At 48.4% G+C, this 25,418-nt stretch carries 27 protein-coding genes; 15 read left to right on the plus strand and 12 right to left on the minus strand.

What is annotated here, in order from left to right; all coding sequences use genetic code 11:
• Window positions 1–180: 180 nt before the first annotated feature.
• On the plus strand, window positions 181–876 hold the full coding sequence (locus HHL17_RS28900; RefSeq protein ID WP_169228339.1) for a TapB family protein: 696 nt from the start codon (window positions 181–183) through the stop codon (window positions 874–876).
• 67 nt (window positions 877–943) lie between these two features.
• Here the strand turns inward: HHL17_RS28900 and rfbD are convergent, their stop codons facing one another.
• The 6 genes from rfbD to HHL17_RS28930 are packed head-to-tail and all read right to left on the minus strand — an operon-like array spanning window position 944 to window position 6,879.
• Window positions 944–1,810 (minus strand): dTDP-4-dehydrorhamnose reductase, encoded by an 867-nt coding sequence (gene rfbD / locus HHL17_RS28905; protein WP_169228340.1) that lies wholly within the window; start codon window positions 1,808–1,810, stop codon window positions 944–946.
• 15 nt (window positions 1,811–1,825) lie between these two features.
• The gene (gene rfbC, locus HHL17_RS28910; RefSeq protein WP_169228341.1) at window positions 1,826–2,380 is read right to left on the minus strand and encodes a dTDP-4-dehydrorhamnose 3,5-epimerase; all 555 of its coding nucleotides are present in this window, start codon (window positions 2,378–2,380) and stop codon (window positions 1,826–1,828) included.
• 8 nt (window positions 2,381–2,388) lie between these two features.
• Window positions 2,389–3,444: a dTDP-glucose 4,6-dehydratase gene (rfbB, locus tag HHL17_RS28915; protein WP_169228342.1), complete on the minus strand. Its 1,056-nt coding sequence runs from the start codon at window positions 3,442–3,444 to the stop codon at window positions 2,389–2,391.
• A gap of 20 nt (window positions 3,445–3,464) precedes the next feature.
• On the minus strand, window positions 3,465–4,409 hold the full coding sequence (locus HHL17_RS28920; RefSeq protein ID WP_169228343.1) for a UDP-glucuronic acid decarboxylase family protein: 945 nt from the start codon (window positions 4,407–4,409) through the stop codon (window positions 3,465–3,467).
• Between the two features lie 23 nt (window positions 4,410–4,432).
• Window positions 4,433–5,743 carry a UDP-glucose dehydrogenase family protein gene (locus HHL17_RS28925; RefSeq protein ID WP_169228344.1) on the minus strand — a complete coding sequence of 437 codons (1,311 nt, stop codon included), beginning with the start codon at window positions 5,741–5,743 and terminating at the stop codon, window positions 4,433–4,435.
• Entirely contained in the window at window positions 5,740–6,879 is a 1,140-nt protein-coding gene (locus HHL17_RS28930) for a DegT/DnrJ/EryC1/StrS family aminotransferase (protein ID WP_169228345.1), read from the minus strand. Before HHL17_RS28930 ends, HHL17_RS28925 begins: the two co-directional genes overlap by 4 nt.
• 110 nt (window positions 6,880–6,989) lie before the next feature.
• Here HHL17_RS28930 and HHL17_RS28935 point away from each other — a divergent pair, with 110 nt between their 5' ends.
• Window positions 6,990–8,249 (plus strand): 3-deoxy-D-manno-octulosonic acid transferase, encoded by a 1,260-nt coding sequence (locus tag HHL17_RS28935; protein WP_169228346.1) that lies wholly within the window; start codon window positions 6,990–6,992, stop codon window positions 8,247–8,249.
• On the opposite strand, the gene HHL17_RS28940 is transcribed toward HHL17_RS28935, so the two are convergent.
• Window positions 8,219–9,121, minus strand: coding sequence for a hypothetical protein (locus HHL17_RS28940; protein WP_169228347.1), 903 nt, complete (start codon window positions 9,119–9,121; stop codon window positions 8,219–8,221). The two genes, HHL17_RS28935 and HHL17_RS28940, sit on opposite strands and share 31 nt — an antisense overlap.
• Before the next feature lie 89 nt (window positions 9,122–9,210).
• Here HHL17_RS28940 and HHL17_RS28945 point away from each other — a divergent pair, with 89 nt between their 5' ends.
• Window positions 9,211–9,780 (plus strand): thymidine kinase, encoded by a 570-nt coding sequence (locus tag HHL17_RS28945; RefSeq protein ID WP_169228348.1) that lies wholly within the window; start codon window positions 9,211–9,213, stop codon window positions 9,778–9,780.
• A 94-nt stretch (window positions 9,781–9,874) separates the two neighbouring features.
• Here HHL17_RS28945 and HHL17_RS28950 read toward each other — a convergent pair whose 3' ends face one another.
• Together HHL17_RS28950 and accC are read right to left on the minus strand one after the other, a co-directional pair.
• On the minus strand, window positions 9,875–10,360 hold the full coding sequence (locus HHL17_RS28950; RefSeq protein ID WP_169228349.1) for a GtrA family protein: 486 nt from the start codon (window positions 10,358–10,360) through the stop codon (window positions 9,875–9,877).
• A 56-nt stretch (window positions 10,361–10,416) separates the two neighbouring features.
• Window positions 10,417–11,907, minus strand: coding sequence for an acetyl-CoA carboxylase biotin carboxylase subunit (gene accC / locus HHL17_RS28955; RefSeq protein WP_169228350.1), 1,491 nt, complete (start codon window positions 11,905–11,907; stop codon window positions 10,417–10,419).
• A 136-nt stretch (window positions 11,908–12,043) separates the two neighbouring features.
• Between accC and HHL17_RS28960 the strand changes: the two genes are divergently transcribed.
• From HHL17_RS28960 to HHL17_RS28975, 4 genes are all read left to right on the plus strand, one after another.
• Complete coding sequence (locus HHL17_RS28960) at window positions 12,044–12,706, plus strand: heme exporter protein CcmB (RefSeq protein WP_169228351.1); 663 nt, start codon at window positions 12,044–12,046, stop codon at window positions 12,704–12,706.
• Window positions 12,707–12,849: 143 nt separating this feature from the next.
• Window positions 12,850–13,512 carry a cytochrome c biogenesis protein CcsA gene (gene ccsA, locus HHL17_RS28965; RefSeq protein ID WP_169228352.1) on the plus strand — a complete coding sequence of 221 codons (663 nt, stop codon included), beginning with the start codon at window positions 12,850–12,852 and terminating at the stop codon, window positions 13,510–13,512.
• Window positions 13,509–13,742 carry a CcmD family protein gene (locus HHL17_RS28970; protein ID WP_169228353.1) on the plus strand — a complete coding sequence of 78 codons (234 nt, stop codon included), beginning with the start codon at window positions 13,509–13,511 and terminating at the stop codon, window positions 13,740–13,742. The genes ccsA and HHL17_RS28970 overlap by 4 nt, the downstream gene beginning before the upstream one ends.
• Window positions 13,743–13,782: 40 nt before the next feature.
• The gene (locus HHL17_RS28975) at window positions 13,783–15,201 is read left to right on the plus strand and encodes a Glu/Leu/Phe/Val family dehydrogenase (protein ID WP_169228354.1); all 1,419 of its coding nucleotides are present in this window, start codon (window positions 13,783–13,785) and stop codon (window positions 15,199–15,201) included.
• Window positions 15,202–15,331: 130 nt separating this feature from the next.
• On the opposite strand, the gene HHL17_RS28980 is transcribed toward HHL17_RS28975, so the two are convergent.
• A complete protein-coding gene (locus HHL17_RS28980; protein ID WP_169228355.1) occupies window positions 15,332–15,772 on the minus strand; it encodes a type I restriction enzyme HsdR N-terminal domain-containing protein in 441 nt (146 codons plus the stop codon).
• Window positions 15,773–15,857: 85 nt separating this feature from the next.
• On the opposite strand from HHL17_RS28980, the gene HHL17_RS28985 reads away from it, so the two are divergent.
• From HHL17_RS28985 to HHL17_RS29000, 4 genes are all read left to right on the plus strand, one after another.
• Complete coding sequence (locus tag HHL17_RS28985; protein ID WP_169228356.1) at window positions 15,858–16,628, plus strand: AMP nucleosidase; 771 nt, start codon at window positions 15,858–15,860, stop codon at window positions 16,626–16,628.
• Window positions 16,629–16,648: 20 nt separating this feature from the next.
• On the plus strand, window positions 16,649–18,397 hold the full coding sequence (locus HHL17_RS28990; protein WP_169228357.1) for an ABC transporter ATP-binding protein: 1,749 nt from the start codon (window positions 16,649–16,651) through the stop codon (window positions 18,395–18,397).
• A 103-nt stretch (window positions 18,398–18,500) separates the two neighbouring features.
• The gene (gene queA, locus HHL17_RS28995; RefSeq protein WP_168871653.1) at window positions 18,501–19,550 is read left to right on the plus strand and encodes a tRNA preQ1(34) S-adenosylmethionine ribosyltransferase-isomerase QueA; all 1,050 of its coding nucleotides are present in this window, start codon (window positions 18,501–18,503) and stop codon (window positions 19,548–19,550) included.
• Between the two features lie 120 nt (window positions 19,551–19,670).
• A complete protein-coding gene (locus HHL17_RS29000; RefSeq protein WP_169228358.1) occupies window positions 19,671–20,354 on the plus strand; it encodes a 2-C-methyl-D-erythritol 4-phosphate cytidylyltransferase in 684 nt (227 codons plus the stop codon).
• A gap of 102 nt (window positions 20,355–20,456) precedes the next feature.
• Here HHL17_RS29000 and HHL17_RS29005 read toward each other — a convergent pair whose 3' ends face one another.
• Both HHL17_RS29005 and radC read right to left on the minus strand, forming a co-directional pair.
• Window positions 20,457–21,443 carry a Gfo/Idh/MocA family protein gene (locus HHL17_RS29005; RefSeq protein ID WP_169228359.1) on the minus strand — a complete coding sequence of 329 codons (987 nt, stop codon included), beginning with the start codon at window positions 21,441–21,443 and terminating at the stop codon, window positions 20,457–20,459.
• 55 nt (window positions 21,444–21,498) lie between these two features.
• Window positions 21,499–22,206: a RadC family protein gene (radC, locus tag HHL17_RS29010; protein ID WP_169228360.1), complete on the minus strand. Its 708-nt coding sequence runs from the start codon at window positions 22,204–22,206 to the stop codon at window positions 21,499–21,501.
• 222 nt (window positions 22,207–22,428) lie between these two features.
• Here radC and HHL17_RS29015 point away from each other — a divergent pair, with 222 nt between their 5' ends.
• The 4 genes from HHL17_RS29015 (at window position 22,429) to HHL17_RS29030 (ending at window position 25,327) form a co-directional block, all read left to right on the plus strand.
• Window positions 22,429–23,385 carry a ribose-phosphate pyrophosphokinase gene (locus HHL17_RS29015; RefSeq protein WP_168871657.1) on the plus strand — a complete coding sequence of 319 codons (957 nt, stop codon included), beginning with the start codon at window positions 22,429–22,431 and terminating at the stop codon, window positions 23,383–23,385.
• Window positions 23,386–23,425: 40 nt separating this feature from the next.
• On the plus strand, window positions 23,426–24,016 hold the full coding sequence (locus HHL17_RS29020; protein WP_169228361.1) for a 50S ribosomal protein L25: 591 nt from the start codon (window positions 23,426–23,428) through the stop codon (window positions 24,014–24,016).
• A gap of 65 nt (window positions 24,017–24,081) precedes the next feature.
• Entirely contained in the window at window positions 24,082–24,657 is a 576-nt protein-coding gene (gene pth / locus HHL17_RS29025; protein WP_169228362.1) for an aminoacyl-tRNA hydrolase, read from the plus strand.
• Window positions 24,658–24,715: 58 nt separating this feature from the next.
• The gene (locus HHL17_RS29030) at window positions 24,716–25,327 is read left to right on the plus strand and encodes a fumarylacetoacetate hydrolase family protein (protein ID WP_169228363.1); all 612 of its coding nucleotides are present in this window, start codon (window positions 24,716–24,718) and stop codon (window positions 25,325–25,327) included.
• Window positions 25,328–25,418: the final 91 nt, after the last annotated feature.

Below are 25,418 nucleotides of genomic sequence, written 5' to 3' on the forward strand. Positions count from 1 at the left end.
GATTCAATAACAATTTTTGCAAACCTACACAAAAATGTCTGAACAGGGGAGATAAGCTGTAAAGCACTGTTTTTTCGGCAGCTTGGAGAAATGCCGTACTTTTAACCGGAAGCCATGATCAGGCTGATCACGATCATATTTATATACCTTGTTATATATTATCTCCAAAATTTATTTGTTATGAAAAAAGGATGGTGTTTTATCCTGATGTTATTATTGGCCGGATCACTGTCAGCACAGGATTGCGCCGGTTATTATTACCTGCTCAACAATGCACAGGTGGAAATGACCATGTACGACGGGAGCAACGCCCCGGTTGGCAAAACAATTTATAAGGTAAGCAATGTACAGAAGGAGGCAACGGGCACCACTTCCAACTTTACAGCAACGGTATATGATAAATCCGATAAGATGATCACTACCAGCCAGGGCACTTTCAAATGCAGTGGTGATGGGATTGCGCTGGATATGAAAGTAGGTATGCCGTCTTTCTCACAGCTGAAAGACCTGAAAATGGAAGCTAAAACCACCAATGCCTTCCTGAACTACCCGGCTAATATGCAGGTAGGGCAGGACCTGAAAGGGGGCACGTTTGAGATGGCCGGTAATATGGGTGGTATGGACATTGGCGTAGCTTATACGGTGAGCAACCGGAAAGTAGTGGGCAAAGAAAAAATCACCACACCAGCCGGCAGCTGGAACTGCTATAAAATCAATTATGACCTGTCGTTTAAAATGCAGATGCTGGGAAACAGCGTGCCCATGGACCTTACCGCAACCGAATGGTTTGCTCCTGGATTTGGGATGGTGAAGACAGTATCTTATAAAGACGGAAAAGAGGCGGGTTCAACAATGATCACCAGCTTCAAGAAATAACGAAATCCGTAAATCAAAAAATTCCTAAATGAAAACGGCCTTGTATCACTACAAGGCCGTTTTTTATTTACATCCTCCGGAGGCATTTCACCAGGCTGTCTCGCCAGTAGGGAATATGTATGCCAAAGGTGTTCCTGATCTTTTCTTTATTCAATACGCTGTAGGCAGGCCTTGCGGCGGCTGTCTTGTATTTGTCTGAAGTAACAGGCAGCACTTTAGTAGTGGCAGCGGTAAGTTCCTTGATGGTAACGGCAAAGTCGTACCAGCTGGTCACGCCTTCATTGCTATAGTGGTAAACGCCGCCCAGCGTTGCATCGGGGTGGTCAGCTTTGTATTGCAGGATGTGCAGCAGGGCTGCTGCGAGGTCGCCTGCATAGGTCGGCGTACCTGCCTGATCAAACACTACGTTGAGTTCTTCTCTTTCCCGCATCAGTTCCTGCATGCGTTTCACGAAGTTGACTGCATATTCGGAGTACAGCCAGGAAGTACGTACCACGATGGTGTCGGGGTTGTATCCAATGGCAGCTGCTTCTCCGCGAAGTTTGGAAGCGCCGTAGATGCTCTGCGGGTCGGTATCGTCTGTTTCTGTATATGGCACGTTCTGTTTGCCGCTGAACACATAATCAGTGGAGATGTGTATCAGCTGGGCGTTATGCTGTGTGCAGATTTCTGCTAGTGATAAAACAGCCTGGAAGTTGAGCAGAAACGCATTTTCTTCATCAGATTCTGCTTTGTCTACGGCCGTATAGGCGGCACAGTTAATACAGGCATCTATCTGGTTGGCACTGAAATAAGCGGCCAGCGAGTCTGCATTGGTAATATCCAGTTCACCGGCATCGGTAAAGAGCAGGTTGAACTGTGGATAAGCTGCTGACGCGTTTTTCAGGGACTGTCCCAGTTGGCCGTTTCCGCCGGTAATAAGAATGTTTTTCATGACAAATAGCTGCTGTTAAAAGACAAAATTATGGGTAACATCTGCCAGCCTGGGCAGGACGAGATCTTTTTCTGACACCAGCGCCTTCTCCAGGTCAATGCCCCATTCGATGTCCAGTGCCGGATCATTAAAGATAATTCCGCCTTCACTGCCTTTGTGGTAGAAATTATCACATTTATACATCACTTCGGCGGTTTCGCTGATGACGGCATAGCCGTGTGCAAACCCCTTGGGGACCAGCAATTGTTTTTTATTTTCTGCGCTAAGCGTTATCGTATAGGATTTACCATAGGTTGGTGATCCTTTACGGATATCCACGACTACATCTACAATAGCACCTTCCAGTGTTCTGATGAGTTTGGTTTGCGCATAAGGCTCCAGTTGAAAGTGCAATCCTCTCAGTACGCCATAGGTGGAGCGTGCCTGGTTGTCCTGAACAAAGTTGTATTCTATGCCGGCAGCACGGAAGGTATTAGCATTGTAGCTCTCGAAAAAATATCCACGATGATCTCCAAATACGGTTGGCTCATATATGATTAATCCAGGAAGGCCGGTTTCTGAAAATGGCATAATTATAATTATCTCTTTTGATATTGCTCCTGATAATAATTTTGATAATCACCGCTGGTTACATGTTGTAACCATTCTTCATTGGTGAGGTACCAATCTACTGTTTTTTCCAGGCCTTCCTCAAACTGGAGGGATGGCTCCCAGCCCAATTCCTTGTTCAGTTTGGTGGCGTCTATCGCATAGCGCAGGTCATGGCCGGCGCGGTCTTTTACAAAAGTGATCAACTGAGCGGAAGTGCCTTCAGGGCGGCCCAGTTTCTGGTCCATGATACGGCACAACAACTGTATCAGGTCAATGTTTTTCCATTCGTTGAACCCACCGATGTTGTAGGTTTCACCAATTCTGCCTTTGTGGAAGATGGTATCGATGGCCCGAGCATGATCATTTACATACAGCCAGTCGCGCACATTCTCTCCTTTGCCATATACGGGAACCGGTTTGTTGTTTTTGATGTTATGGATAGCCAGTGGGATCAGTTTCTCAGGGAAATGGTGTGATCCGTAGTTATTGGAGCAGTTGGAGATAATGACCGGAAGATGGTAAGTATGGTAGTAAGCCATTACAAAATGGTCGGAGCTGGCCTTGGACGCTGAATACGGAGAACGCGGGTCGTAGGCGGTTGTTTCATGGAAAAAACCTTCTTCACCGAGTGAGCCATATACTTCGTCGGTAGACACATGGTAAAACAGTTTATCGTCCATATTGTCTTTCCAGTATTTGCGTGCGGTATTAAGTAATACGGCCGTACCCAGTACATTGGTTCTGATGAAAGCCAGTGGGTCCATAATAGAACGGTCCACATGGCTTTCAGCAGCAAGATGTATCACGCCATCAAACTGGTACTTTCCGAAAAGCTGATCGATGAAAGCTTCGTCAGTAATATCTCCTTTTTCAAAAATATAATTTGGAAGATCTTTTACATCCAGCAGATTTTCAAGGTTACCGGCGTAGGTCAGTGCATCCAGGTTTACGATCTGATAGTCTGGGTATTTGGTGACAAATAATCTGACTACATGTGAACCAATGAAGCCTGCCCCGCCTGTAATAAGTACTCTCCGTTTCATGGAATGGTTAATAATGTTTTCTATTTTAATAATGCCTGTTTGAAGTATTCGTAGGTGATCTTTAATCCTTCCTGTCTACCTACCTTCGGCTCCCATCCCAGCAGGGTACGGGCCTTGGTGATGTCCGGTTGCCGTTGCTTAGGATCGTCTTTGGGCAACGGGTGATAAACGATCTGCTGTTTGGAACCTGTCAGTGCGAGGATTTCCTCTGCAAACTGGTTGAGGGTGATCTCTTCCGGATTGCCGATGTTCACTGGCAGATGGTAGTCGCTCAACAGCAGGCGGTAAATACCTTCGATGAGATCGTCTACATAACAGAAAGAACGCGTTTGTTTGCCATCCCCGAACACGGTCAGGTCCTGTCCGCTCAGCGCCTGGCTCATAAAGGCCGGTAATGCACGGCCATCATTGAGGCGCATGCGCGGGCCGTAAGTATTAAAGATACGGATGATCCGGGTTTCCACGCCATGAAAGTTGTGATAGGCCATGGTAATGGATTCCAGGAATCTTTTGGCTTCGTCGTACACGCCTCGTGGTCCTACGGGGTTTACATTGCCCCAGTATTCTTCTGTTTGCGGATGTACGTTAGGGTCGCCATATACTTCGGAAGTGGAAGCTACCAGTATCCGGGCCTTCTTTTCCTTGGCCAGGCCCAGCAGGTTGTGGGTACCCAGTGATCCGACCTTCAGGGTCTGGATTGGCATTTTCAGGTAATCTATCGGGCTGGCCGGCGAAGCGAAATTAAGGATATAATCCAGCTTACCCGGTATATGGATAAACTTGGTTACGTCGTGATGATAATATTCAAAGTCCTGTAACGGGAACAGGTGTTCAATATTTTTGATGTTGCCGGTGAGAAGGTTGTCCATGGCAATCACATGAAAACCTTCTTTAATGAAGCGGTCGCACAAATGTGAGCCAAGGAAGCCGGCAGCTCCGGCTATCAGGATTCTCTTTTTTTCCATGTATCTAGGTATGTGGTGATCGTTTAAACAATGGCAGCACGACCAACGCTCTCATAATGGTATCCCATTTCTCTCATGCGTGCTACTTCAAAAAGATTACGGCCATCGAAAATGGCTTTATATTTCAGGGCTGCGGAAATCTTGTTGAAATCCGGTGTTCTGAAAACGCTCCATTCTGTGGCAATGATCAATGCATCAGCTTTGTCCAGGCAAGTGTATTGATGTTCGGCATAAGTTATTTTATCGCCTGCTATCTGCCTGACATTTTCCATGGCCTCAGGATCAAACACGGTAACGGTTGCACCGGCGTCCACTAGGGCATCGATAATGTACAATGCGGGTGCCTCGCGGATGTCGTCTGTATTAGGCTTGAACGCGAGTCCCCATAAAGCGAAATGTTTGCCTTTCAGGTCATCATTAAAATAGGCCTTTATTTTTGGTAGCAAAAATAGCTTCTGTTTTTCGTTAACGTCCATAACGGCATTCAGTATCCGGAAGTCGTAGTTTACGTCTTCGGACGATTTTACCAATGCTTGTACGTCTTTCGGGAAACAGCTACCACCATAACCGATACCTGGAAACAGGAATCTTTTTCCGATACGATCGTCGCTGCCAATACCTCTGCGGACCATGTCTACATCAGCACCCAGTTTTTCGCACAGCACGGCGATTTCGTTCATGAACGAAATTTTAGTGGCGAGGAATGAGTTGGCGGCATATTTGGTCAGCTCGGCGGATTTTTCATCCATATATATGATCGGGTTGCCCTGTCTTACAAAAGGAGCATAGAGCTCGCCCATGATTTTGCGGGCCCTTTCGGAATTGGTACCGATAACGACGCGGTCCGGCTTCATAAAATCGTCAACAGCCACGCCTTCACGGAGGAATTCCGGGTTGGATACCACGTCGAAAGATGTTTTACAGTTTTGTGCAATAGCTGCAATTACTTTTTCTGCTGTACCTACCGGTACGGTGCTTTTATCTACGATCACCTTGTAATCGGTCATCAGTTTGCCCAGCTGGTCTGCTACTTTCAGTATAAATGAGAGATCGGCAGCACCGTCTGCACCGGGTGGTGTTGGCAGCGCGAGGAAAACAACTTCCGCATCACGGATGCCGTCTTCCAGGCTGGTGGTGAAAAACAAACGCTCTTCTTTGAGGTTGCGTTCAAACAGCTTTTCCAGTCCGGGTTCATAAATGGTGACCTGTCCGGCGGATAATTTCGCTACTTTGTTGACATCGATATCTACGCAGGTAACTTCATTACCTGTTTCTGCGAAACAGGTACCGGTTACCAGTCCTACATAACCGGTGCCTACTACTGTAATCTTCATGCTAGAGGATGGTTTAGAAATGATTTGACAGAATGAATAATGTGATCTAACTGATCTATTTCCATTTCAGTGTGTATCGGCAAGGAAATCACCTTGGTGGTGAGGTTATCGGTTACGGGTAAATCAAAGGCTGCACTGCCAAAATGCTCGAACATTTTCTGACGGTGAGCTGGTACAGGGTAATAGATCATGGATGGCACCTGTTTTTCTGCCAGGTATTGTTGCAGCTTGTTCCTGTCTGCTCCGTTCAACTGGATGGTATATTGGTGGAATACATGATAACTGTTGGCGGCACGATAAGGCGTGGTGATCTGCGGCATATCGGCGAAAGCAGCGTCATAGGCGTCTGCCACGGCCCTGCGGGCATGGATGTATTCGTCGAGCAACGGCAGTTTGATGCGCAATACCGCTGCCTGTACGGAATCGAGGCGGGAGTTGACCCCTACCACATCGTGATAATAGCGGGCTGACTGGCCGTGGTTGGCCACCATTCTGATTTTGGCTGCCAGGGCGTCGTCGTTGGTAAACAGCGCGCCGCCGTCGCCATAACATCCCAGGTTCTTGGAAGGGAAGAAGGAGGTACAGCCAATGTGGCCGATGGTACCGGCTTTCTTCACGCTGCCATCTGCCAGGGTATAGTTACCACCGATGGCTTGTGCGTTATCTTCAATCACATACAGGTTGTGTTTGGCGGCAACAGCCATTAATGGCTCCATGTCTGCTACGTGGCCATAGAGATGCACAGGAACGATAGCCTTTGTCTTAGGGGTGATCGCTTTTTCCACAGCTGCCACATCGAGACAATAAGTCTTCGGGTCCACGTCCACAAACACAGGCTTCAGCTGCAGGAGTGCTATCACTTCTGCGGTAGCAATAAAAGTAAAGGAAGGGGTAATCACTTCGTCACCGGGCTGCAGGTCCAGTGCCATCATCGCGATTTGTAAGGCATCGGTGCCATTGGCGCATGGGATCACATGCTTGATGTCCAGATATTGCTGCAGCTCTTCCGCAAACTTCTGCACGGCTCCGCCGTTAATAAAAGCGGCACTTTCCAATACTTCCTGGATGGCAGCATCCACTTGCGGTTTAATCTTCGTATACTGGCGTTTCAAGTCAACCATCTGAATAGGCACCATATGATATGTATATTTTTATTTTGTTTAAAGTGTGCAAATTTACAAATTTTGGGATTGGGTGGGGATTATCTTTGCAGGACGATTAAATTTCAGTAAAAGTACGCAGGCGAATGTTAGCTAGGACAATTTATAACACAGGTATCCGTTTGTACAGGGCAGGAGTAGGCCTGGCAGCCATGGGCGGTAAAAAGAAGGCATCTTTATGGCTGAATGGCCGTCAGCACTGGCGTTCCAGGATGCAACAGGCTGGTATCGGCCAGCACCCGCTGATCTGGGTACATGCTGCCTCCCTCGGGGAGTTTGAACAGGGCCGGCCGGTACTGGAGGAGCTCCGCCGCCAATACCCTGCCTATAAAATTTTGTTAACATTTTTTTCCCCCTCCGGCTACGAGGTCAGAAAAGATTATCCAGGCGCTGATTACGTGTGTTACCTGCCGCTGGATACCCACCGCAATGCACGGGATTTTATCGACATCGCCCAACCGGCGCTGGCCGTATTTATTAAATACGAGTTCTGGTATCACTTTCTTACGGAACTGTATACACGAAAAATACCCGTGCTGCTCGTGTCCGGTATCTTCCGGGAAGGCCAGGTTTTTTTCAAAGGGTATGGCGGTATGTTCCGCCGGCTGCTGCAACAGCTGACCCATATCTTTGTCCAAAACGAAGCGTCCCTGCGCCTGTTGCAGGGCATTGGCATCCAAACGGCCAGCATCAGCGGCGATACGCGGTTCGACCGGGTGGCGGCGCTGCTTACAGAACATACTTCTTTGCCGCTGATAGAACAGTTTGCGGGCAACGACCACCTGCTGGTGGCAGGCAGCACCTGGCCGGAAGATGAGCAACTGCTGGCTTCCTGGTGGCAACAAGCGGACCGTCAGGGCATGAAGCTGGTCATCGCACCCCATGAAATCCACGAATCACATATCCGGCAGGTACAGGCCCTCTTCCCCACAGCGGTTACCTATTCCGCGGTGAAGGCGGGCGCCGCTCCCACAGATGTGCTGATCATTGATAATATTGGTATGCTCACCACCCTGTACCGCTACGCGCATATCGCTTATGTAGGCGGCGGCTTTGGGAAAGACGGTATCCATAACCTGCTGGAACCGGCGGTATACAGTAAACCGGTGCTCATCGGTCCGGAATACAGCAAATACTTTGAAGCGGTGGAACTGGTGGCGCTGAAAGGCGCACTGACAGTATCGGGGCTCACTAACCTCGATGACTATATGAAGCGGCTGCTTAACGAGCCGGTTTTTTATGGGAAAACCGCGTCTATAGCGGGCAACTACGTGATGGACAATAAAGGAGCTACCGGAAAAATCCTGCAATATATTCAGGAGAAACGTTTCCTGAGCAGAGAATAGAAGTGTTTTACCAGGTGATGGTCGTCCTGCCATCCCTGAATGATCTTGATCTCCCGCTGAATCCAATAATCGGCTTCCTGGAGTGTGTTACACTCATTAATGGTTTTGACAGAACGTTCGTAAAGGTCAGTGTCACCGCGGAACAGTTCCTGGATGAACTGGTATTTGTCGTTGATACCAATGGCTGCGCGCAGGTCTTTTACCGGCATGTCTCCCAGTTTCTGGGCTACTTCCGTTTGTTGTTGCCGCAGGCGGTCATTCAGGGAAAGGCCGCTATGGTTGCCTACCAGTTCATTAAGGTCTTTACGGATACCGTTGGTGTCAGGCACTGCATGAGATTTTGCAGGCGCCGGTGAAGGTGGCGGTACTGGTGTAGGTACCGGAGCCGGAGGTGGAGCAGGCACCTCGGTCTGGTCAAACAGCGTGACCAGGGCTGGTGCTTTCTCTTTTTCCTTTTCTTTTTCCCTGACAGGAGGGTCTTTGAAAACGGGTTCCTGTAAAGGTTCTCTGGAGGGGGAAGGCGTGCTGGCTGCCAGCGTGGGAATAGGCTGGGCCGTTATCACCGGTTCCGGTTTGGAAGGAACAGGATCTGCTGCCACAAAGGATTGTGGATAACCTGCAGCGGGTACTTCCGGTTTATCTGCCGGTAATGTTGTAGTTTGCGCTGCGGTTGTAACCGGTATGGATACGGGGGCCTGCACAGGCATGATCACAGCAATATCTTGTCTGTGCTGCATCTGTTGCTGTTGTTTGTTACGCACATACAACACCTCCGCCTGCAGCAACTGTACATAGTATGATATCGCCTGCAGATCTGCACCGGAATTTTTCAATTCCTGTAACTTCTCAATTAATGCATTTATTTTTTCCATGCCTTAATTGTTAACGCTTAGTGATAGGAATTATTTTATTTGGATAAAATTAGCGTATTTTAATTAATTAATAATCAAAATAATACAATATGTTTATTGAACCTTCTCTTGCAGGAGGACGGAGGGGCTGGATCGAGGTAATTTGCGGCTCTATGTTCTCGGGGAAAACCGAAGAACTGATCCGCCGCCTGAAACGTGCCCGTATTGCCAACTTAAAGGTAGAGATCTTTAAACCGGTGATAGATACACGTTATGATGAAGGCAGCATTGTATCACATGATGAGAATAAGATTGTTTCCACGCCGATTGAAAACTCGCAGCAAATCCTGCTGCTTGCACAGGGTGTAGATGTGGTTGGCATAGATGAAGCACAGTTTTTTGATGCGGAATTGCCTAATGTATGCGACCAGCTGGCGTTGCAGGGTATCCGTGTGATAGTGGCCGGACTGGATATGGATTATACCGGTAAGCCCTTCGGGCAGATACCGTTTATGCTGGCCAAAGCCGATTATATCACAAAGCTGCATGCCATCTGCGTGTGTTGCGGCAATATCGCCAATTATTCCTACCGCAAATCAGCGTCAACAGAAACGTTGCTGCTGGGCGAAAAAGACCTGTACGAGCCCCGTTGCAGGCACTGCTATTACGAGGTACAATAACAAGATCCGAAAATAAAAAAGTAAGGCCGATCTCTCAGAGATCGGCCTTACTTTTTAAATATATCGTAGCCCGGAGCTTCAGCCCTGGGACCCGTTATGAAGCGGTTTGTTTTACCTTAAAAGTGAATTTTTTCTGGGTAAGATAGCTGAAGATGACCACCAGTGCGGTTGTACAGATCTTGCCCACGGTAGGATAGAAGTGCAGCCTGTCTACAAACAGCTTCATGAGGAAGTAGTTGAGCAGAATGCAGATACCTACCAGCAGGAAATAGCGGAACAACTGTACACGGCCCCGGATATTGGAATCCGAGAACACAACGTACTTGCTGAGGAGGAAACCTGTAGGGAACGTCACCGCCATCGACATAAACAGGGCCGCGATGTGGGCGCTGATGTCAATAAAGGGGAGATGGATCATCTCCTTGTTCAGCACAAAATTGTAGCAGATGAAGTATAAAAGGATATCCATAGCCGTATTTCCGCCTCCACAGGCAAGGTAGCGGAAGGTCTGCCGGGGCATTACCCGGGCAAACGGCTGATAGAAGAAGTCGATTATCTGTAGTATGATCCTGCGTAACATGTTAAAAGCTGGCGCAAAGTTAGTCGTTTTCGGATTTTTTGCCGACCTATTTAAACTTATCTTAACATATTTCTTTTTTTCCAGGCAGATGAGGGCTGTTTTTCATAACCGGTCGCTGATTGTAAAGCTACGTTATGTTGCTGCCACACCTGTGCAGCCAGGATAGCGGCCAGCTTGTCTATTTCAGGACGCTCTTCCAGCAAGGCTTGCGGCGTATAATATTTATTGATAAAATTGGTATCAAAACGGCCTTCAATAAACGCTGGTTGTTGCAGTGCCCAGTGCCCAAAGGGCAGGGTGGTGCGGATGCCTTTCACCTGGTACTCTTCGATAGCCCGGATAAGGCGGTGACGCGCTTCTTCGCGGGTGCTGCCCCAGGCAATGAGTTTGGCGATCATCGGATCATAAAAGATAGGGATGTTCATGCCCTGTTCATAGCCATCGTCTACCCGTACACCGTAGCCCTGGGGGCGGATGTAGGTTTCCAGGCAGCCGGTGTCCGGCAGGAAGTTATTGGCCGGGTCTTCGGCGCATATACGCAGTTCTATCGCATGTCCGTTGATGGTGAGGTCTTCCTGTGAGAACGACAGTTTTTCGCCACGGGCCACCCGTATCTGCTCTTTCACCAGATCGAGGCCGGTGATCAACTCTGTCACGGGATGTTCCACCTGCAGGCGGGTGTTCATCTCCAGGAAATAGAAGTTCAGCTGCTCGTCTACCAGGAACTCCACGGTGCCGGCGCCATAATAGTTACAGGCTTTGGCCACATCTACGGCACATTTGCCCATAGCGGCCCGGATGGCGGGTGTTAATACGGAGGATGGCGCTTCTTCTATCAGTTTCTGGTGGCGGCGCTGGATAGAACATTCCCGCTCAAAGAGGTATACACAATTACCATGCTGGTCGCCCAGTACTTGTATTTCAATGTGACGGGGAGCGCCTACATATTTTTCAATGAAAACGGCATCATCGCCAAAGGCGCTGAGGGCTTCACTTTTAGCCAGCCGGATCTGTTCTTCCAGTTCTTCCGGAACGTTGACCACGCGCATGCCTTTACCACCGCCGCCGGCGGAAGCTTTGATCAGGATGGGGAAACCGGTCTTTTTCACTACTTCCCGCGCTTCTTCCACGCTGCGTAGCGGCGTTTCAGTACCGGGCACCATCGGCACCCCGAACTTTTGCGCTGCCTGTTTGGCGGCCAGCTTGCTGCCCATCACTTCAATGGAAGCAGCAGCAGGACCAATGAAGGTGATGCCCGCATCGGTCACCTGTTGCGCGAAACGTGCATTCTCGCTTAGAAACCCGTAACCAGGATGGATAGCATCTGCGCCCCTTTCTTTGGCCACCGCAATGATCTTTTCCCCCAGCAGATAAGACTGGCTGGAAGGCGCCGGCCCTATACACACGGCTTCATCTGCATACTGCACAAAAGGCATGGTGCGGTCGGCTTCAGAATAAACGGCTACTGTCTTGATTCCCATTTCATGCGCAGAACGCATGATGCGTAAGGCTATTTCTCCACGATTGGCTACCAGGATCTTTTTCATGCAAAAATTTTAACAAGCAGCTAATATAAGGAATCAATTACGAATGGCGAATTACGAATTAGGCGCCTGCTTGTGGAAAGGTTATTCAGTAATCTCTCTTCATTCGTAATCGGTAATTCGTAATTTCGCGCTCTGTATGAAACAAACCGTCCACCAAATATATACGCTGGTCCGGAAAGACCTGGTGCTGGAGCTGCGGCAGCAATACGCTTTTTATGGGGTGTTGCTGTACATCATTTCCACCGTTTTTGTGATCAACCTCATGATGGGCAAGCCGGACGATAAGTTGTGGAACGCCCTTTTCTGGGTGATACAGCTGTTTGTGGCGGTGAACGCGATCGCTAAAAGTTTCATGCAGGAGAACAGGGGCCGGCTATTGTATTACTATTCACTGGTGCCGCCGAGGGCCTTCATTGCGGCCAAACTGATCTTTAATGTTATCCTGATGATGCTCATGAGCCTGATCGCGCTGGTGTGCAGCTTTATGTTCCTCGGCAATCCGCTTCATAACACCGGGTATTTCGTAGGGATAGTGCTGTTGGGCGGTACGAGCCTGAGCCTGTTGTTCACCGTACTGGCGGCCATCGCGGCCCAGGCCAATCACAACGCGGCCCTGATGGCGGTCATGGGTTTCCCGCTGATGATGCCTATGCTGATGCTGCTGGCCAACGTGTCTTTATCGGCTTTTGTGACGGTGTACCAGCCAGGGCTTCCCAAAATGTTCTTTCTGCTGGGGGGAATGGACCTCCTCACCATCGCCCTTACCATGGTGCTCTTCCCCTTTCTGTGGAAAGACTGATTTTGAAATATCGAATATTTCTGCTACTTATATAAACGGATTTTAACGGGTAATTCAGGATTTTGGATAAACTTAAAATCGCGTAAAATCTTTGCGATTAAGGATAAAACGTGTAGGTTTGCCCCGGAATATAGCTGTTAAAAATGGCCAGACATTGGTGGAAAGCATTAGCGATACTGCTTCTGATTTATGTAATTATCGCCGGGTTCACTATCAGGATACCAATCATAGGAACCAATGGACAATCATCCCGTGGATTGTTTTTTCATGTGCCAATGTGGATATGTATGTATACCATGTTCACCATCTCCGTTGTCAACTCCCTCCTTTACCTGTCAAAATATGATCTGAGAAGAGACGTATATGCCTCCAGTGCTGCACGGGTAGGCGCCTTTTTTGGCGTGCTGGGTTTTGCCACCGGTTCCCTCTGGGCTACCTATACCTGGGGCGGCACACTGACAGACGATCCCAAACAGATGTGCACCGCCATCGCCATCCTGATCTATATGGCTTACCTGGTACTGCGCATCTCCATCCATGATATTGATAAAAGGGCCCGTATTTCTGCGGTGTTCAACATTTTCGCCTTCGCCCTGCTCATCCCGCTGACGTACATTATCCCCCGCATGGTGGACTCCCTTCACCCAGGAAGCGCCACTACGCCCGGATTTGCTTCAAAAGATACAGATGGCGGTATGAAAATGGTACTGTACCCCGCCTTTATTGGCTGGACCCTCCTGAGCGTGTGGATCTACACCCTGGTGGTCCGCTATAAAAAATTAGAGCTTAAAAATATTTTTAAATGATCAATAAAGCGTTTTCATTTTGCCTGACACTCACCCTCCTGCTGGTGTCTGTACTGGCAAATGCACAACAACAGGATACAGAGAAAGGGGCCTTAAACCAGTTCTTCCGCAGCAATGACAAAATATATGTGATCGTAGGCGTTTTAGTGATCATCTTTCTGGGTATAATACTCTTCCTCATTAACCTGGACAGAAAGATCAGCAAGCTGGAGCAGCGGGACAAAAAATAATCCGTGATAATCTAATCGTTATACCAAAACAATACATATTATGTCGCAAGATCAGCATTATAGCTTTTTCCAGAGTGTGGAAAGAAGTTTCGACAAAGCCGCAGCATTCACCAAGTGGGACAAGGGTATTCTGGAGCAGATCAAGGCTTGTAACGCCGTTTACCAGATCAAATTTCCGGTAAGAATCGGCGATGGTGTACAGGTAATTGAAGCTTACCGTGTGCAACACTCTCATCATAAACTGCCTTGTAAAGGTGGTATCCGCTTCAGCGATGAAGTGAACCAGGATGAGGTGATGGCACTGGCTTCCCTGATGACCTACAAATGCGCGATCGTAAACGTGCCTTTTGGTGGTGCTAAAGGTGGTCTCAAAATCAATCCCCGCAATTATACTCCTTTCCAGCTGGAAGCTATTACCCGTCGTTATACTGCGGAACTGGTAAAGAAAAACTTTATCGGACCCGGTACAGACGTTCCGGCTCCTGACTATGGTACCGGTGAAAGGGAAATGAGCTGGATCCTGGATACCTACATGAGCCTCCGTCCGGGTGAAATCGACGGCTACGGCTGTGTTACCGGTAAACCGGTATCTCAGGGCGGCGTACGCGGACGTACCGAAGCTACCGGCCTCGGCGTGTTCTACGGCCTGCGCGAACTGTGCAACATCAAAGAAGATATGGAACGCCTCGGCCTCACTACCGGTATCGAAGGCAAACGCGTAGTGGTACAGGGTATGGGTAACGTGGGTTATCACGCTGCCAAATACTTCCACGAAGCAGGGGCTAAAGTCATCTGCCTCATCGAATGGGATGGAGCCATCTTCAACGAAAACGGCCTCGATCCTGATGCGGTACTGAAACACAAAAAAGAAACCGGCTCTATCATCAACTTCCCTGGCTCTGCCAACCTGAATAAGAATACCGACGGTCTGGAACTGGAATGCGAAATTCTGATCCCTGCGGCCCTGGAAAATGTGATCGACAAACATAACGCTCCTAACGTAAAAGCGAAAATCATCGGTGAAGCCGCCAACGGCCCGCTCACACCGGAAGCTGACGAAATCCTGAACAAAAAAGGCGTTATCGTAGTGCCTGACATGTTCCTGAACGCCGGCGGTGTGACCGTTTCTTACTTTGAATGGCTGAAAAACCTGAGCCACGTGCGTTATGGCCGTCTGGGCAAACGCTTCGATGAAAATATGAATATGCACATTCTGCAAACCATCGAAGACCTGACCGGCAAAAAAGTGTCTGATAAAGAAAGGAAATTCATCGCTCATGGTGCAGACGAAGTAGATCTGGTGTACTCCGGCCTCGAAGAAACCATGCACGCTGCCCTCCACGAAGTACGCGACGTGATGATGGCCAACCCGCAAATCCATGATATGCGTACAGCCGCTTACGTGGTAGCGATCAACAAAGTGGGTGCTGCTTACGAGCAACTGGGTATCTTCCCTTGATCATTTAGGAATTTGGTTATTTTTGAATTTAGCTATTTAAAAAGCAGCGGAGATCTTAGCGGATCTTCGCTGCTTTTTTATTGGATCTTACTATCTAAAACGCCCGACTAAATATCAAAATAACAAAATATCAAAATGCGGGGAGGGCGTCGAGAAACAGCCATTGCCTCGATTCAACGTTATGCGTACAGCAAAAGGTGTGGGTACCGTTGGTCATCACCAGGTAAGTAGCCGGAATAACCATATTGTAACGGGCCACCTGTTCCAGCGTTTGCTGCCTGATGGGCACATTCATCTCCTTGCACTCAATAAGCATCCATGGCTCCATATTGCGGTTGTACACGACAATATCAAATCGCTTTTTCAGTTCCCCGAGCATAATTTCCCGCTCAATCCCAATCAGGGAAGCCGGATATCCCATGGATTTTACGAGGTAGTTAAGAAAATTTTGCCGTACCCATTCCTCCGGGGTAAGCCGTACAAACTTCTTCCGGTAGCGGTCAAAAATCAGCTCTTTGTCCTGCTCCCTGCTAATCCTGAAATCCGGCGGTGGAAAGTTAATGGTGATCAATACCTTGATATTTATACTGGTACGAAGATAGGGGGATAATATGGAGAATAGCGAATAAAACCCTATATTTGCTTGTCAAAAGGCTATGAAGACAAAAGAAGAAATTGTAGCTAATTGGCTTCCCCGCTACACTGGTGAAAAGCTGGACCGCTTTGGGTCTCACATCCTCCTCACCAATTTCAGTAACTACCTGACCATGTTTGCCGAATGGAACGACGTCGAAGTGATCGGCGCTGGTAAACCTATGCAGTGCGCTACTGCCGGCGACATTACCATCATCAATTTTGGTATGGGCAGTCCTGGTGCCGCCACCGTAATGGACCTGCTCAGTGCTATACACCCCAAAGCCGTACTGTTCCTGGGCAAATGCGGTGGCCTGAAAAAGAAAAATGCCATCGGCGACCTGATACTACCGATAGCGGCTATACGGGGTGAAGGTACTTCCAATGACTATTTCCCGGCCGAAGTGCCCGCACTGCCGGCATTTGCGCTGCAAAAGGCTATCTCCACCACCATCCGTGAACTGGGCCACGATTACTGGACCGGTACCTGCTACACCACCAACCGCCGGGTGTGGGAACACGACGCTGAATTCAAACAATACCTCGAACGCGTAAGGGCAATGGCCGTTGACATGGAAACAGCCACCATTTTCTCCGTGGGCTTCTTCAACAAAATCCCTACCGGCGCACTGCTGCTCGTATCTGATCAGCCAATGGTCCCGGAAGGCGTTAAGACAGAAGAAAGCGACAAAAAGGTGACCACCAAATTTGTGGAACGCCATCTCAAAATCGGTATAGAATCGTTGCAGAAACTGATCGACAGCCACCAGACCGTGAAGCACCTGCGTTTTTAGAATTGTTGTATCTTCCGGGCATGCATTCTACGCGCCTGGAGATACAAGATATGGAAGTCACCTTCCATGCACACGATACCACCGTTAAAGCTGTCAACCACCTGAACCTGTCTGTAGGCAGGGGAGAGATCATTGGAGTAGTGGGAGAATCCGGTTCCGGAAAATCAGTTACCTCTCTCTCCGTGATGCGCCTGATCCAGGCGCCGGGAAAGATTTCCCACGGGAAGATCCTCTATCATCATGCCGACGGTCAGGTTACAGATCTGGTGCAGCTCTCTGATACTGCCATGCGGGCTTACCGTGGCAATGAAATTGCCATGATCTTCCAGGAGCCCATGACCTCCCTGAATCCATTACATACCTGTGGCGCCCAGGTCACAGAAGCTATCCGGCTGCACAAGGGTATTCCGTTGAAGGAAGCCCGTGAGCAGGCGAAGGCGCTGTTTGCCAGGGTGAAACTGCCTGATCCGGCCGCCATCATGGAGCGTTACCCTCATGAGTTGTCCGGCGGACAAAAACAACGCGTCATGATTGCGATGGCCATCTCCTGTGAGCCACGCCTGCTGATAGCCGACGAGCCTACCACCGCTTTGGATGTGACAGTACAGAAAGCTATCCTGGAGCTGCTGAAAGAACTACAGCAACAGATGGATATGAGTGTGCTGTTTATTACGCACGATCTGGGTGTAGTGGCTGAACTGGCAGAAAGGGTGGTGGTCATGTACAAAGGCAATATCGTGGAGGAGGGCCCGGTGCAGCAGGTGTTCCTGCATCCGCAGCACCCTTATACCAAAGGACTGCTGGCTTGCCGGCCACCGTTGGACAAGCGCCTGTCGCGGTTGCCGGTGACCCGTGATTTTATGGAGACGGATGCGGAGGGACGTATACAAGAGAAGGCTGGTGCAATAGGAGAGGTGATCAACAGGCTTATAGTCAGTGAAAGTGAATTAAAAGCCCGGCAGGCATTGCTGGCCGGCAATCCGCCGCTGCTGGAGGTGCACGGGCTGCAGACCTGGTTTCCTGTGAAGAAAAGTATTACCGGTAAAGTACTGCAATGGTACAAAGCGGTAGATGATGTCAGTTTTAACGTAGTGAGCGGTGAAACACTGGGGCTGGTGGGAGAATCAGGTTGTGGTAAGACAACTTTGGGAAGATCTCTTTTACGGTTGATAGAACCAACCGGAGGGAGTATTGTTTATAAGGGGCAGGACCTGCGTAGCCTGTCACCCGCAGGGATGCGGGCGCTGCGGAAAGACATGCAGCTTATTTTCCAGGACCCGTATGCTTCCCTGAATCCGCGGAAGTCCATCGGGGCGGCTATACTGGAGCCGATGCAGGTACATGGGTTGTATGGCAATGAGCGGTCGCAGAAGGAAAAGGTGCTGGAGCTGCTGGAGAAGGTGAACCTGTTGCCTGAACATGCTAACCGTTACCCGCATGAGTTTTCCGGCGGGCAGCGTCAGCGGGTGGTGATAGCCCGGGCATTGGCGGTAGATCCTTCTTTCATCATCTGCGATGAGTCGGTGGCAGCGCTGGATGTAAGCGTGCAGGCGCAGGTGCTCAATCTGCTGATCCGGTTGCGCGAGGAGTTTGGCTTCAGCTGTATTTTCATCTCGCATGACCTGTCGGTGGTACGCTTTATCAGTGACCGCATGATGGTGATGCAAAAAGGAAAAATTGTAGAGACGGGACCGGCAGATGAGGTGTATGGCCATCCGCAACATCCTTACACGCAGCAGCTGATTGCTGCCATTCCTAAAGGAATGTAATGCATATGTTTCTGATTAGCAATCTTATATGTCATTTTTTTGATGGAATAGGTAATAATCAGTACCTTTGCACCCACTAAAAATTTCTTATTCATACCGTAATATGAAACTATCACAGTTCAAATTCGATCTCCCTTTAAACCTGATCGCACAGCACCCTTCCAAGACAAGAGATGAGTCACGCTTAATGGTGGTAAATCGCGCTACCGGAAAAATTGAACACAAGGTATTCAAGGATATCCTGGGGTATTTCAATGACAAGGATGTGATGATTGTCAACAACACCAAAGTGTTTCCGGCAAGGTTGTATGGCCGTAAGGAGAAGACAGGAGCAAAAATTGAGGTTTTCCTGCTGCGTGAGCTGAACAAGCAGAATCGCCTGTGGGACGTAATTGTTGACCCGGCACGAAAAATCCGTGTAGGTAACAAATTGTATTTTGGTGACGATGAGTCACTGGTGGCTGAAGTAATTGATAATACTACTTCCAGAGGCCGTACCATCCGTTTCTTATTTGAGGGCAACGACGACGAGTTCAAACAGGTGCTGGACACACTGGGTGAAACGCCGCTGCCTAAGTATATCAAGCGTAAACCGGAAGAAGAAGACAAAGAGCGTTATCAAACAGTGTATGCCAAGTATGAAGGTGCCGTAGCTGCGCCCACTGCTGGTTTGCACTTCAGCCGTGAGCTGATCAAACGCCTGGAAATTAAAGGGGTGAAATTTGCAGAAGTAACGCTGCACACCGGTTTGGGCACTTTCCGTCCTATTGAAGTAGAAGACCTGAGCAAACACAAAATGGATGCTGAGTACTTCCACATCGAGGAACACGCGGTAAAAGTGGTGAACAAAGCGAAAGAAGAGAACCGCAGGATCTGCGCTATCGGTACTACTTCCGTACGTGCCGTGGAATCTTCTGTCACTGCGCAGAACCACCTGAAAGCGGCAGAAGGCTGGACCAACACCTTTATTCATCCGCCGTATGATTTCGCTATTCCGAATGCGCTGGTAACCAACTTCCACCTGCCTAAAACCAGCTTGTTGATCATGGTGTGTGCCTTTGCAGGATACGATCTGATCATGGAAGCTTATCAGCAGGCCATCAAAGAAAAATATCGTTTCTTCAGCTATGGCGACGCCATGCTGATTATCTGATAACAACGGCTTACAAGTTTATTAACTGCGGATGCCTGAGAGAAGAGTGATTGAAATGTATATTTCGCACTGGTCTTCCCTCAGGCATTCGCGATTTTTACAGGGTAGTACGTACACCTTATGGGCAATAGAAAAAAAACAGCCATCATTGTTGCAGGCGGCTCCGGTTCCCGGATGCAGAGCGCCATACCCAAGCAGTTCATGGACCTTGCAGGCAAACCGGTACTGTATCATACCATTACAGCTTTTACGCAGGCTTATCCGGACATGGAGATTGTGCTGGTATTACCGGAGCAGCATATCAGCTATGCCAACAATCTGCTGTTGGCTTTTGATAATGTGCCGGCCATTACCATGGTATGGGGTGGTGAAACCCGCTTCCATTCCGTGAAAAACGGATTACGGCAGGTGAAAGGAGATGGGGTGGTGTTTGTACATGACGGGGTCAGGCCGCTGGTGTCGTCTGCGTTGGTACGTACCTGTTATGAAGCTGCATTGAGCCATGGTAGCGCTATTCCGGTTATTGATATGAAAGACAGTATCCGGGAAGTGGATGGGGAGCAGAACAGGGCGGTGGACCGGGAGCGTTTCCGGATTATTCAGACACCGCAGACTTTTTTATCTGAGTTGATATTACCGGCTTTTGAACTGCCTTATGATCCGTTATTTACCGATGAGGCCACGGTAGTAGAACGTTTGGGTCATCCGGTGCACCTGGTGGAAGGGGAGGAGTCGAACCTGAAGATCACGAAACCGCTGGACCTGGTGATGGCGAAGGCTTTCCTGGATTTGCGCGGGGAGTAGCACATGATACATAACCGCGAAACGCGAAGGGCATATAACAGCAGGTTATATGCCCTTCGCGTTTTTTATATCGATCAGATTTGTTTTGTGTATTGAGGCGTTTTATACGCTTTTAGCCGTTTCGTTGAGGCCTTTGTTGATTTTTTGCAGGATCTGATGGGCCACGTCCAGTGCTTGCAGGCCGTCGATGGCGTTTACCACCACGGGTTTGTTGAGCAGGATGGCGTCGCGGAACAGTTCCAGTTCCATGCGGATGGCATTGGATTGTTTTACTTCCGGGTTATCGATAGCGATGGTTTTTTTACCACTGTTGGTTTCGATATCGAGGGTAAAGAGGCCTTCGTCTTCCGGTGTTTTCAGTTTGATGATTTCTGATTTTTTATCGAGGAAGTCGATACCGATGTAGGCATCTTTCTGGAAGAGGCGCATTTTGCGCATCTTTTTCAGGGAGATGCGGCTGGAGGTAAGGTTGGCCACACAACCGTTATGGAATTCGATGCGCACGTTGGCGATATCGGGGGTGTCGCTCATGACGGCTACGCCGCTGGCGGATATACGGCTAACGGTAGATTTCACGATGCTGAGCACGATGTCGATATCGTGGATCATGAGGTCGAGGATCACGCTCACGTCAGTACCGCGCGGGTTGAATTCTGCGAGGCGGTGTACTTCGATGAACATGGGCTTCAGGTCATAGCCTTTTAAAGAGAGGAAGGCGGGATTGAAGCGTTCCACATGGCCTACCTGGAATTTGATGTTCGCTTCATCCACCAGTTTAACCAGTGTTTTAGCTTCTTCCATGGTGTTGGTCATGGGTTTTTCCACGAAGATGTGTTTGCCGTTGCGGATGGCCAGTTCACATAATTTATAGTGGAGGGTGGTAGGCGCTACGATGTCGATGGCGTCTACTGCCAGGATCAGTTCTTCCGCTGTGGTGTACCGGGTTATGTTGTACAGCTCTGCCACGCTGGCCGCGTTGGCGTCGCTGGGATCATAGAAGCCTACTACTTCCACATCTTTCATGGTTGAAAGTTGGGAGAGGTGAATTTTACCCAGATGTCCTACCCCGAAGATTCCTATTTTGAGCATAATGGTTCTTAATAAATAAATGCGAAAGTAAATACATTTGGTTATTTTTTGATTTTTAAATCACTCCTTCTTCCACGAGGCTATAGTAGCCTGTTTCTGACACGATAATATGGTCCAGTACATCTATATCAAAGAGCTGGCCTTGTTCCTTTATTTTCAGGGTGATGCGGATATCGGCCTGGCTGGGGCGCAGGCTGCCGGAGGGGTGGTTGTGGCAGAGAAGCAGTTTACAGGCCTGGGCTTCAAGGGCTTCACGGAAGATCATGCGGGTATCTACTACGGTGCTGGTCATGCCGCCGGTGCTGATACAGCGGTAGTTCAGCACTTTATTGGCCTGGTTGAGGAACATGACATAGAAGGTTTCGAAGGAGTGGTCTGCCAGGATAGGCTTGAAGAACAGGGCGGCATCTGCACCGGCACGGATGACGGTTTTTTTGTGGATGGGGCTTGCCTGCCGGCGCCTTGCCAGTTCCATGGCGGCTATGACGGTAACGGCTTTGGCGCTGCCCATGCCCCGGAGCTTCTGAAGCTTCCTGACACCAATGCGGCCCAGTTCCGGTAAATTATGATGTGCCAGCTGTAATACTTCCCGTGCCAGGTCCAGGGCGGATTTATTTTTATGGCCGGTGTGGAGCAAAATAGCGAGCAGTTCGGTATCGGAGAGCGTGGCTGCACCGTGTTGCAGCAGTTTCTCCCTGGGTTTTTCGGCGTCCGCCCATTGACGGATGGCCACATGGGGTTGTGGTTTCGGGCTAACAAACATACTTCATGGCATTTCTTCGAATTTACGCAATCTCCTCCGGAATTGGCTGTTCCTTCCCTACTTTCTTTTTTACAAAAACTGCCTTGAAATTAATCTAATAATTTAATTTTTAAAAGATTAAATTTTATAATTTATAATAATTTGATTTTTGATCGAAAAAAAATCACGCCGGTAGCCCTAAAAAATCATAGTTTTGCCACCTCTTTTCTACTAGTATCCAGTATGCAACCTTCAGTTAAAATCTTCACAGGCAACAGTAATCCGGCATTGGCTGAGAAAATTGCCAAAAGATATGGCAACGGACTTAACAGCCTCGGCAAGTTAAAAATTCAGAAGTTCAGTGATGGCGAGTTTCAGCCCGTTTTCCTGGAAAGTATCCGTGGTGACTATGTTTTTCTCGTGCAAGGCACCAACGCCCCGTCAGACAACCTGATGGAGCTGCTGCTGATGATTGACGCGGCTAAACGTGCATCAGCCGGTTATATTACGGCGGTAATCCCGTATTTCGGGTTTGCGCGGCAGGACAGGAAAGACAAGCCCAGGGTGGCGATCGGGTCTAAACTGGTGGCCAATCTGCTCACTTCTGCAGGAGCTAACAGGGTGATTACCATGGATTTGCATGCTCCGCAGATCCAGGCTTTCTTCGATATCCCGGTAGATCACCTGGACAGCTCCGCTATTTTTATTCCTTATATTGAGCAATTAAAGCTGGAAAATCTTACCTTTGCGTCCCCTGACGTGGGTAGTACCAACCGGGTGCGTGAAGTGGCGTCCTACTTCAATGCTGAGATGGTGATTTGCGACAAACACCGCAAAAGAGCCAACGAAATAGCATCCATGGTAGTGATCGGTGATGTGAAAGACAGGGACATCGTGCTCATTGACGATATTTGCGATACTGCCGGTACGCTGTCTAAAGCAGCTAACCTGCTGAAGGAAAAAGGAGCCAGAAGCGTTCGCGCTTTCTGTACCCATCCGGTGTTCAGCGGTAAAGCATATGAAAACATCGAGAATTCCGTACTGGAGGAAATCGTGGTATGTGATACCATTCCCATCCGTCCGGAAAGTTCTAAAGTGAAAGTGGTATCTGTGGCAGAGCTCTTTGCAGTGGCTATCCGCAACATGCATGAGAACAAGTCTATTACCAGCCTGTTCATACACAGCCATCGCAAACAATAACAACGTATATTTTTTATCATTTATATAAACTGTATAAACAATGAATACAATAACCATCGAAGGACAACTCAGGAGCGAATTCGGCAAAAAAGCCACCCGCCAGATCCGTTCTGAGGAACAAGTGCCTTGTGTTATTTACGGGGGTGCAGAAACTGTTAATTTTTCAGCTCCTGCCAAAGCATTTAAAAACCTGGTTTACACTGCTGCTTTCCAGATCGCAGAAATTAAACTGGGCGGTAAAACTTACAACTGCGTACTGAAAGATCTGCAGTTTGATGTAGTAACAGACGAACTGGCTCACATTGATTTCATGGAGCTGGTAGAAGACAAAAAAGTGTCTGTAACCCTGCCTATCAAACTGGTTGGTTCTTCTGTAGGTGTGAAAGCTGGTGGTAAACTGGTTAGCAAACTGAAAGCGCTGAAAGTAAAAGCTCTGCCTAAAGACCTGGTTGAGAGCATCGAAGTGAACATCGAAAACCTGGAACTGAACGCCAACATCCGTGTTGAAGACGTGAAAGTTGAAGGTATCGAAATCACCAACTCTCCGCGTATTCCTATCGCTTCTGTGGTAATGACCCGTCAGCTGCGCCAGGAAGAATCTGCTGCTGAAAAAGACGCTAAAAAGAAATAATCTTTTAGAAATATTTTTCCAAAAAGCCTCTCTACTTGTAGAGGGGCTTTTTAATTTGAAACACGATGAAATACCTGATCGCCGGTTTGGGCAACATTGGAGAAGAATACCGTCATACCCGCCACAATATCGGGTTTGACGTGGCAGACGCTTTTGTGGCCAAACATAACGCCAGTTTCGATAACGACCGGCTGGCAGAGGTGGCAACCTGTAAATGGAAAGGCAAAACGTTTATCGTTATCAAACCTACCACCTACATGAACCTTAGCGGTCGCGCTGTCAAATACTGGATGGACAAGGAAAAGATCACCATTGAAAACGTACTGGTGATCATGGATGAACTGGCTCTTCCGCTGGATGTGCTTCGTTTACGCCCCGGTGGCAGCGATGCCGGCCACAATGGCCTGAAAAGCATACAGGAGTCTTTGGGCTCTAATCAATACCCACGCCTGCGTTTCGGTATTGGTAACGATTATCCTAAAGGACGGCAGGCGGATTTTGTACTGAGCAAATGGAAACAGACGGAAATACCGGTGGTGCAACAGAAAATCAATGCCTGCTGTGATATCATCGAAAGTTTTGCCGGTATTGGACTGGCCCGTACCATGAATGAGTACAACAAGATGATTTTCCCCCTGTAAAGTAAATTTGCAAATCTGCCCGCTATCTGCTTAATTTATCTTCTAAAACTCACGCATTATGAAAATTATTTGCGTAGGCAGGAACTATGCCGACCATGCCAAAGAATTGAAAAATGAGGTGCCGACAGAGCCGGTGTTGTTCATGAAACCCAAGAACGCCCTGTTGCAGAGTGGCCACCCTTTTTATTATCCGGAGTTTACCACCAATCTGCACTACGAATGTGAGCTCGTATTGCGTGTCAGCAAAAACGGCAAGCACATTCAGGAAAAATTCGCAGATAAATATTATGATAAAATTTCTGTGGGGATCGACTTTACTGCCCGTGACCTACAAGATAAACAAAAAGCCAAAGGCCTGCCCTGGGAAATAGCCAAAGCTTTTGATAACTCCGCGATTGTGGGTTCTTTTATTCCCATCACGCCGGAAATGGATAAGAAGGATATTAACTTCTGCCTGTATAAAAACAAAACACTGGTACAACAGGGCAATACCAAAGATCTCCTGTTTTCCTTCGACGTTCTCGTTTCCTATATTTCGAAATTCTTTACCCTGAATATCGGTGACCTGATCTTTACCGGTACACCGGTGGGTGTAGGCCCTACCGCGATCGGTGATTCCTTTGAGGCGTTTATTGAAAACGACAGCCTGCTGGAATTTGCCGTAAAATAATTCAGACATTCAGATATTTGATTATTTACTTATTGTGTTTCGGAATTTTGAATTTTCTCCTGATATGGGGATTTCAAATTCCTAAACACAA

This window comes from Chitinophaga fulva (genome assembly GCF_012927205.1).
In the GTDB taxonomy this organism is placed as follows: Bacteria; Bacteroidota; Bacteroidia; order Chitinophagales; family Chitinophagaceae; genus Chitinophaga; species Chitinophaga fulva.

Excerpts from the sequence above, each read along its gene's own strand:
- radC (WP_169228360.1), bottom strand. The coding sequence starts at position 22,206 with ATGTTTGTTAGCCCGAAACCACAACCCCATGTGGCCATCCGTCAATGG.
- HHL17_RS29020 (WP_169228361.1), top strand. The coding sequence starts at position 23,426 with ATGAATACAATAACCATCGAAGGACAACTCAGGAGCGAATTCGGCAAA.
- ccsA (WP_169228352.1), top strand. The coding sequence starts at position 12,850 with ATGGCCAGACATTGGTGGAAAGCATTAGCGATACTGCTTCTGATTTAT.
- HHL17_RS28935 (WP_169228346.1), top strand. The coding sequence starts at position 6,990 with ATGTTAGCTAGGACAATTTATAACACAGGTATCCGTTTGTACAGGGCA.
- HHL17_RS28900 (WP_169228339.1), top strand. The coding sequence starts at position 181 with ATGAAAAAAGGATGGTGTTTTATCCTGATGTTATTATTGGCCGGATCA.
- HHL17_RS29000 (WP_169228358.1), top strand. The coding sequence starts at position 19,671 with ATGGGCAATAGAAAAAAAACAGCCATCATTGTTGCAGGCGGCTCCGGT.
- HHL17_RS29015 (WP_168871657.1), top strand. The coding sequence starts at position 22,429 with ATGCAACCTTCAGTTAAAATCTTCACAGGCAACAGTAATCCGGCATTG.
- HHL17_RS29005 (WP_169228359.1), bottom strand. The coding sequence starts at position 21,443 with ATGCTCAAAATAGGAATCTTCGGGGTAGGACATCTGGGTAAAATTCAC.
- HHL17_RS28970 (WP_169228353.1), top strand. The coding sequence starts at position 13,509 with ATGATCAATAAAGCGTTTTCATTTTGCCTGACACTCACCCTCCTGCTG.
- rfbC (WP_169228341.1), bottom strand. The coding sequence starts at position 2,380 with ATGCCATTTTCAGAAACCGGCCTTCCTGGATTAATCATATATGAGCCA.
- rfbB (WP_169228342.1), bottom strand. The coding sequence starts at position 3,444 with ATGAAACGGAGAGTACTTATTACAGGCGGGGCAGGCTTCATTGGTTCA.
- HHL17_RS28940 (WP_169228347.1), bottom strand. The coding sequence starts at position 9,121 with ATGGAAAAAATAAATGCATTAATTGAGAAGTTACAGGAATTGAAAAAT.
- accC (WP_169228350.1), bottom strand. The coding sequence starts at position 11,907 with ATGAAAAAGATCCTGGTAGCCAATCGTGGAGAAATAGCCTTACGCATC.
- HHL17_RS28930 (WP_169228345.1), bottom strand. The coding sequence starts at position 6,879 with ATGGTGCCTATTCAGATGGTTGACTTGAAACGCCAGTATACGAAGATT.
- HHL17_RS28945 (WP_169228348.1), top strand. The coding sequence starts at position 9,211 with ATGTTTATTGAACCTTCTCTTGCAGGAGGACGGAGGGGCTGGATCGAG.
- HHL17_RS28985 (WP_169228356.1), top strand. The coding sequence starts at position 15,858 with ATGAAGACAAAAGAAGAAATTGTAGCTAATTGGCTTCCCCGCTACACT.
- queA (WP_168871653.1), top strand. The coding sequence starts at position 18,501 with ATGAAACTATCACAGTTCAAATTCGATCTCCCTTTAAACCTGATCGCA.
- HHL17_RS28925 (WP_169228344.1), bottom strand. The coding sequence starts at position 5,743 with ATGAAGATTACAGTAGTAGGCACCGGTTATGTAGGACTGGTAACCGGT.
- HHL17_RS28920 (WP_169228343.1), bottom strand. The coding sequence starts at position 4,409 with ATGGAAAAAAAGAGAATCCTGATAGCCGGAGCTGCCGGCTTCCTTGGC.
- HHL17_RS28950 (WP_169228349.1), bottom strand. The coding sequence starts at position 10,360 with ATGTTACGCAGGATCATACTACAGATAATCGACTTCTTCTATCAGCCG.
- HHL17_RS28960 (WP_169228351.1), top strand. The coding sequence starts at position 12,044 with ATGAAACAAACCGTCCACCAAATATATACGCTGGTCCGGAAAGACCTG.
- rfbD (WP_169228340.1), bottom strand. The coding sequence starts at position 1,810 with ATGAAAAACATTCTTATTACCGGCGGAAACGGCCAACTGGGACAGTCC.
- HHL17_RS29030 (WP_169228363.1), top strand. The coding sequence starts at position 24,716 with ATGAAAATTATTTGCGTAGGCAGGAACTATGCCGACCATGCCAAAGAA.
- HHL17_RS28975 (WP_169228354.1), top strand. The coding sequence starts at position 13,783 with ATGTCGCAAGATCAGCATTATAGCTTTTTCCAGAGTGTGGAAAGAAGT.
- HHL17_RS28990 (WP_169228357.1), top strand. The coding sequence starts at position 16,649 with ATGCATTCTACGCGCCTGGAGATACAAGATATGGAAGTCACCTTCCAT.
- pth (WP_169228362.1), top strand. The coding sequence starts at position 24,082 with ATGAAATACCTGATCGCCGGTTTGGGCAACATTGGAGAAGAATACCGT.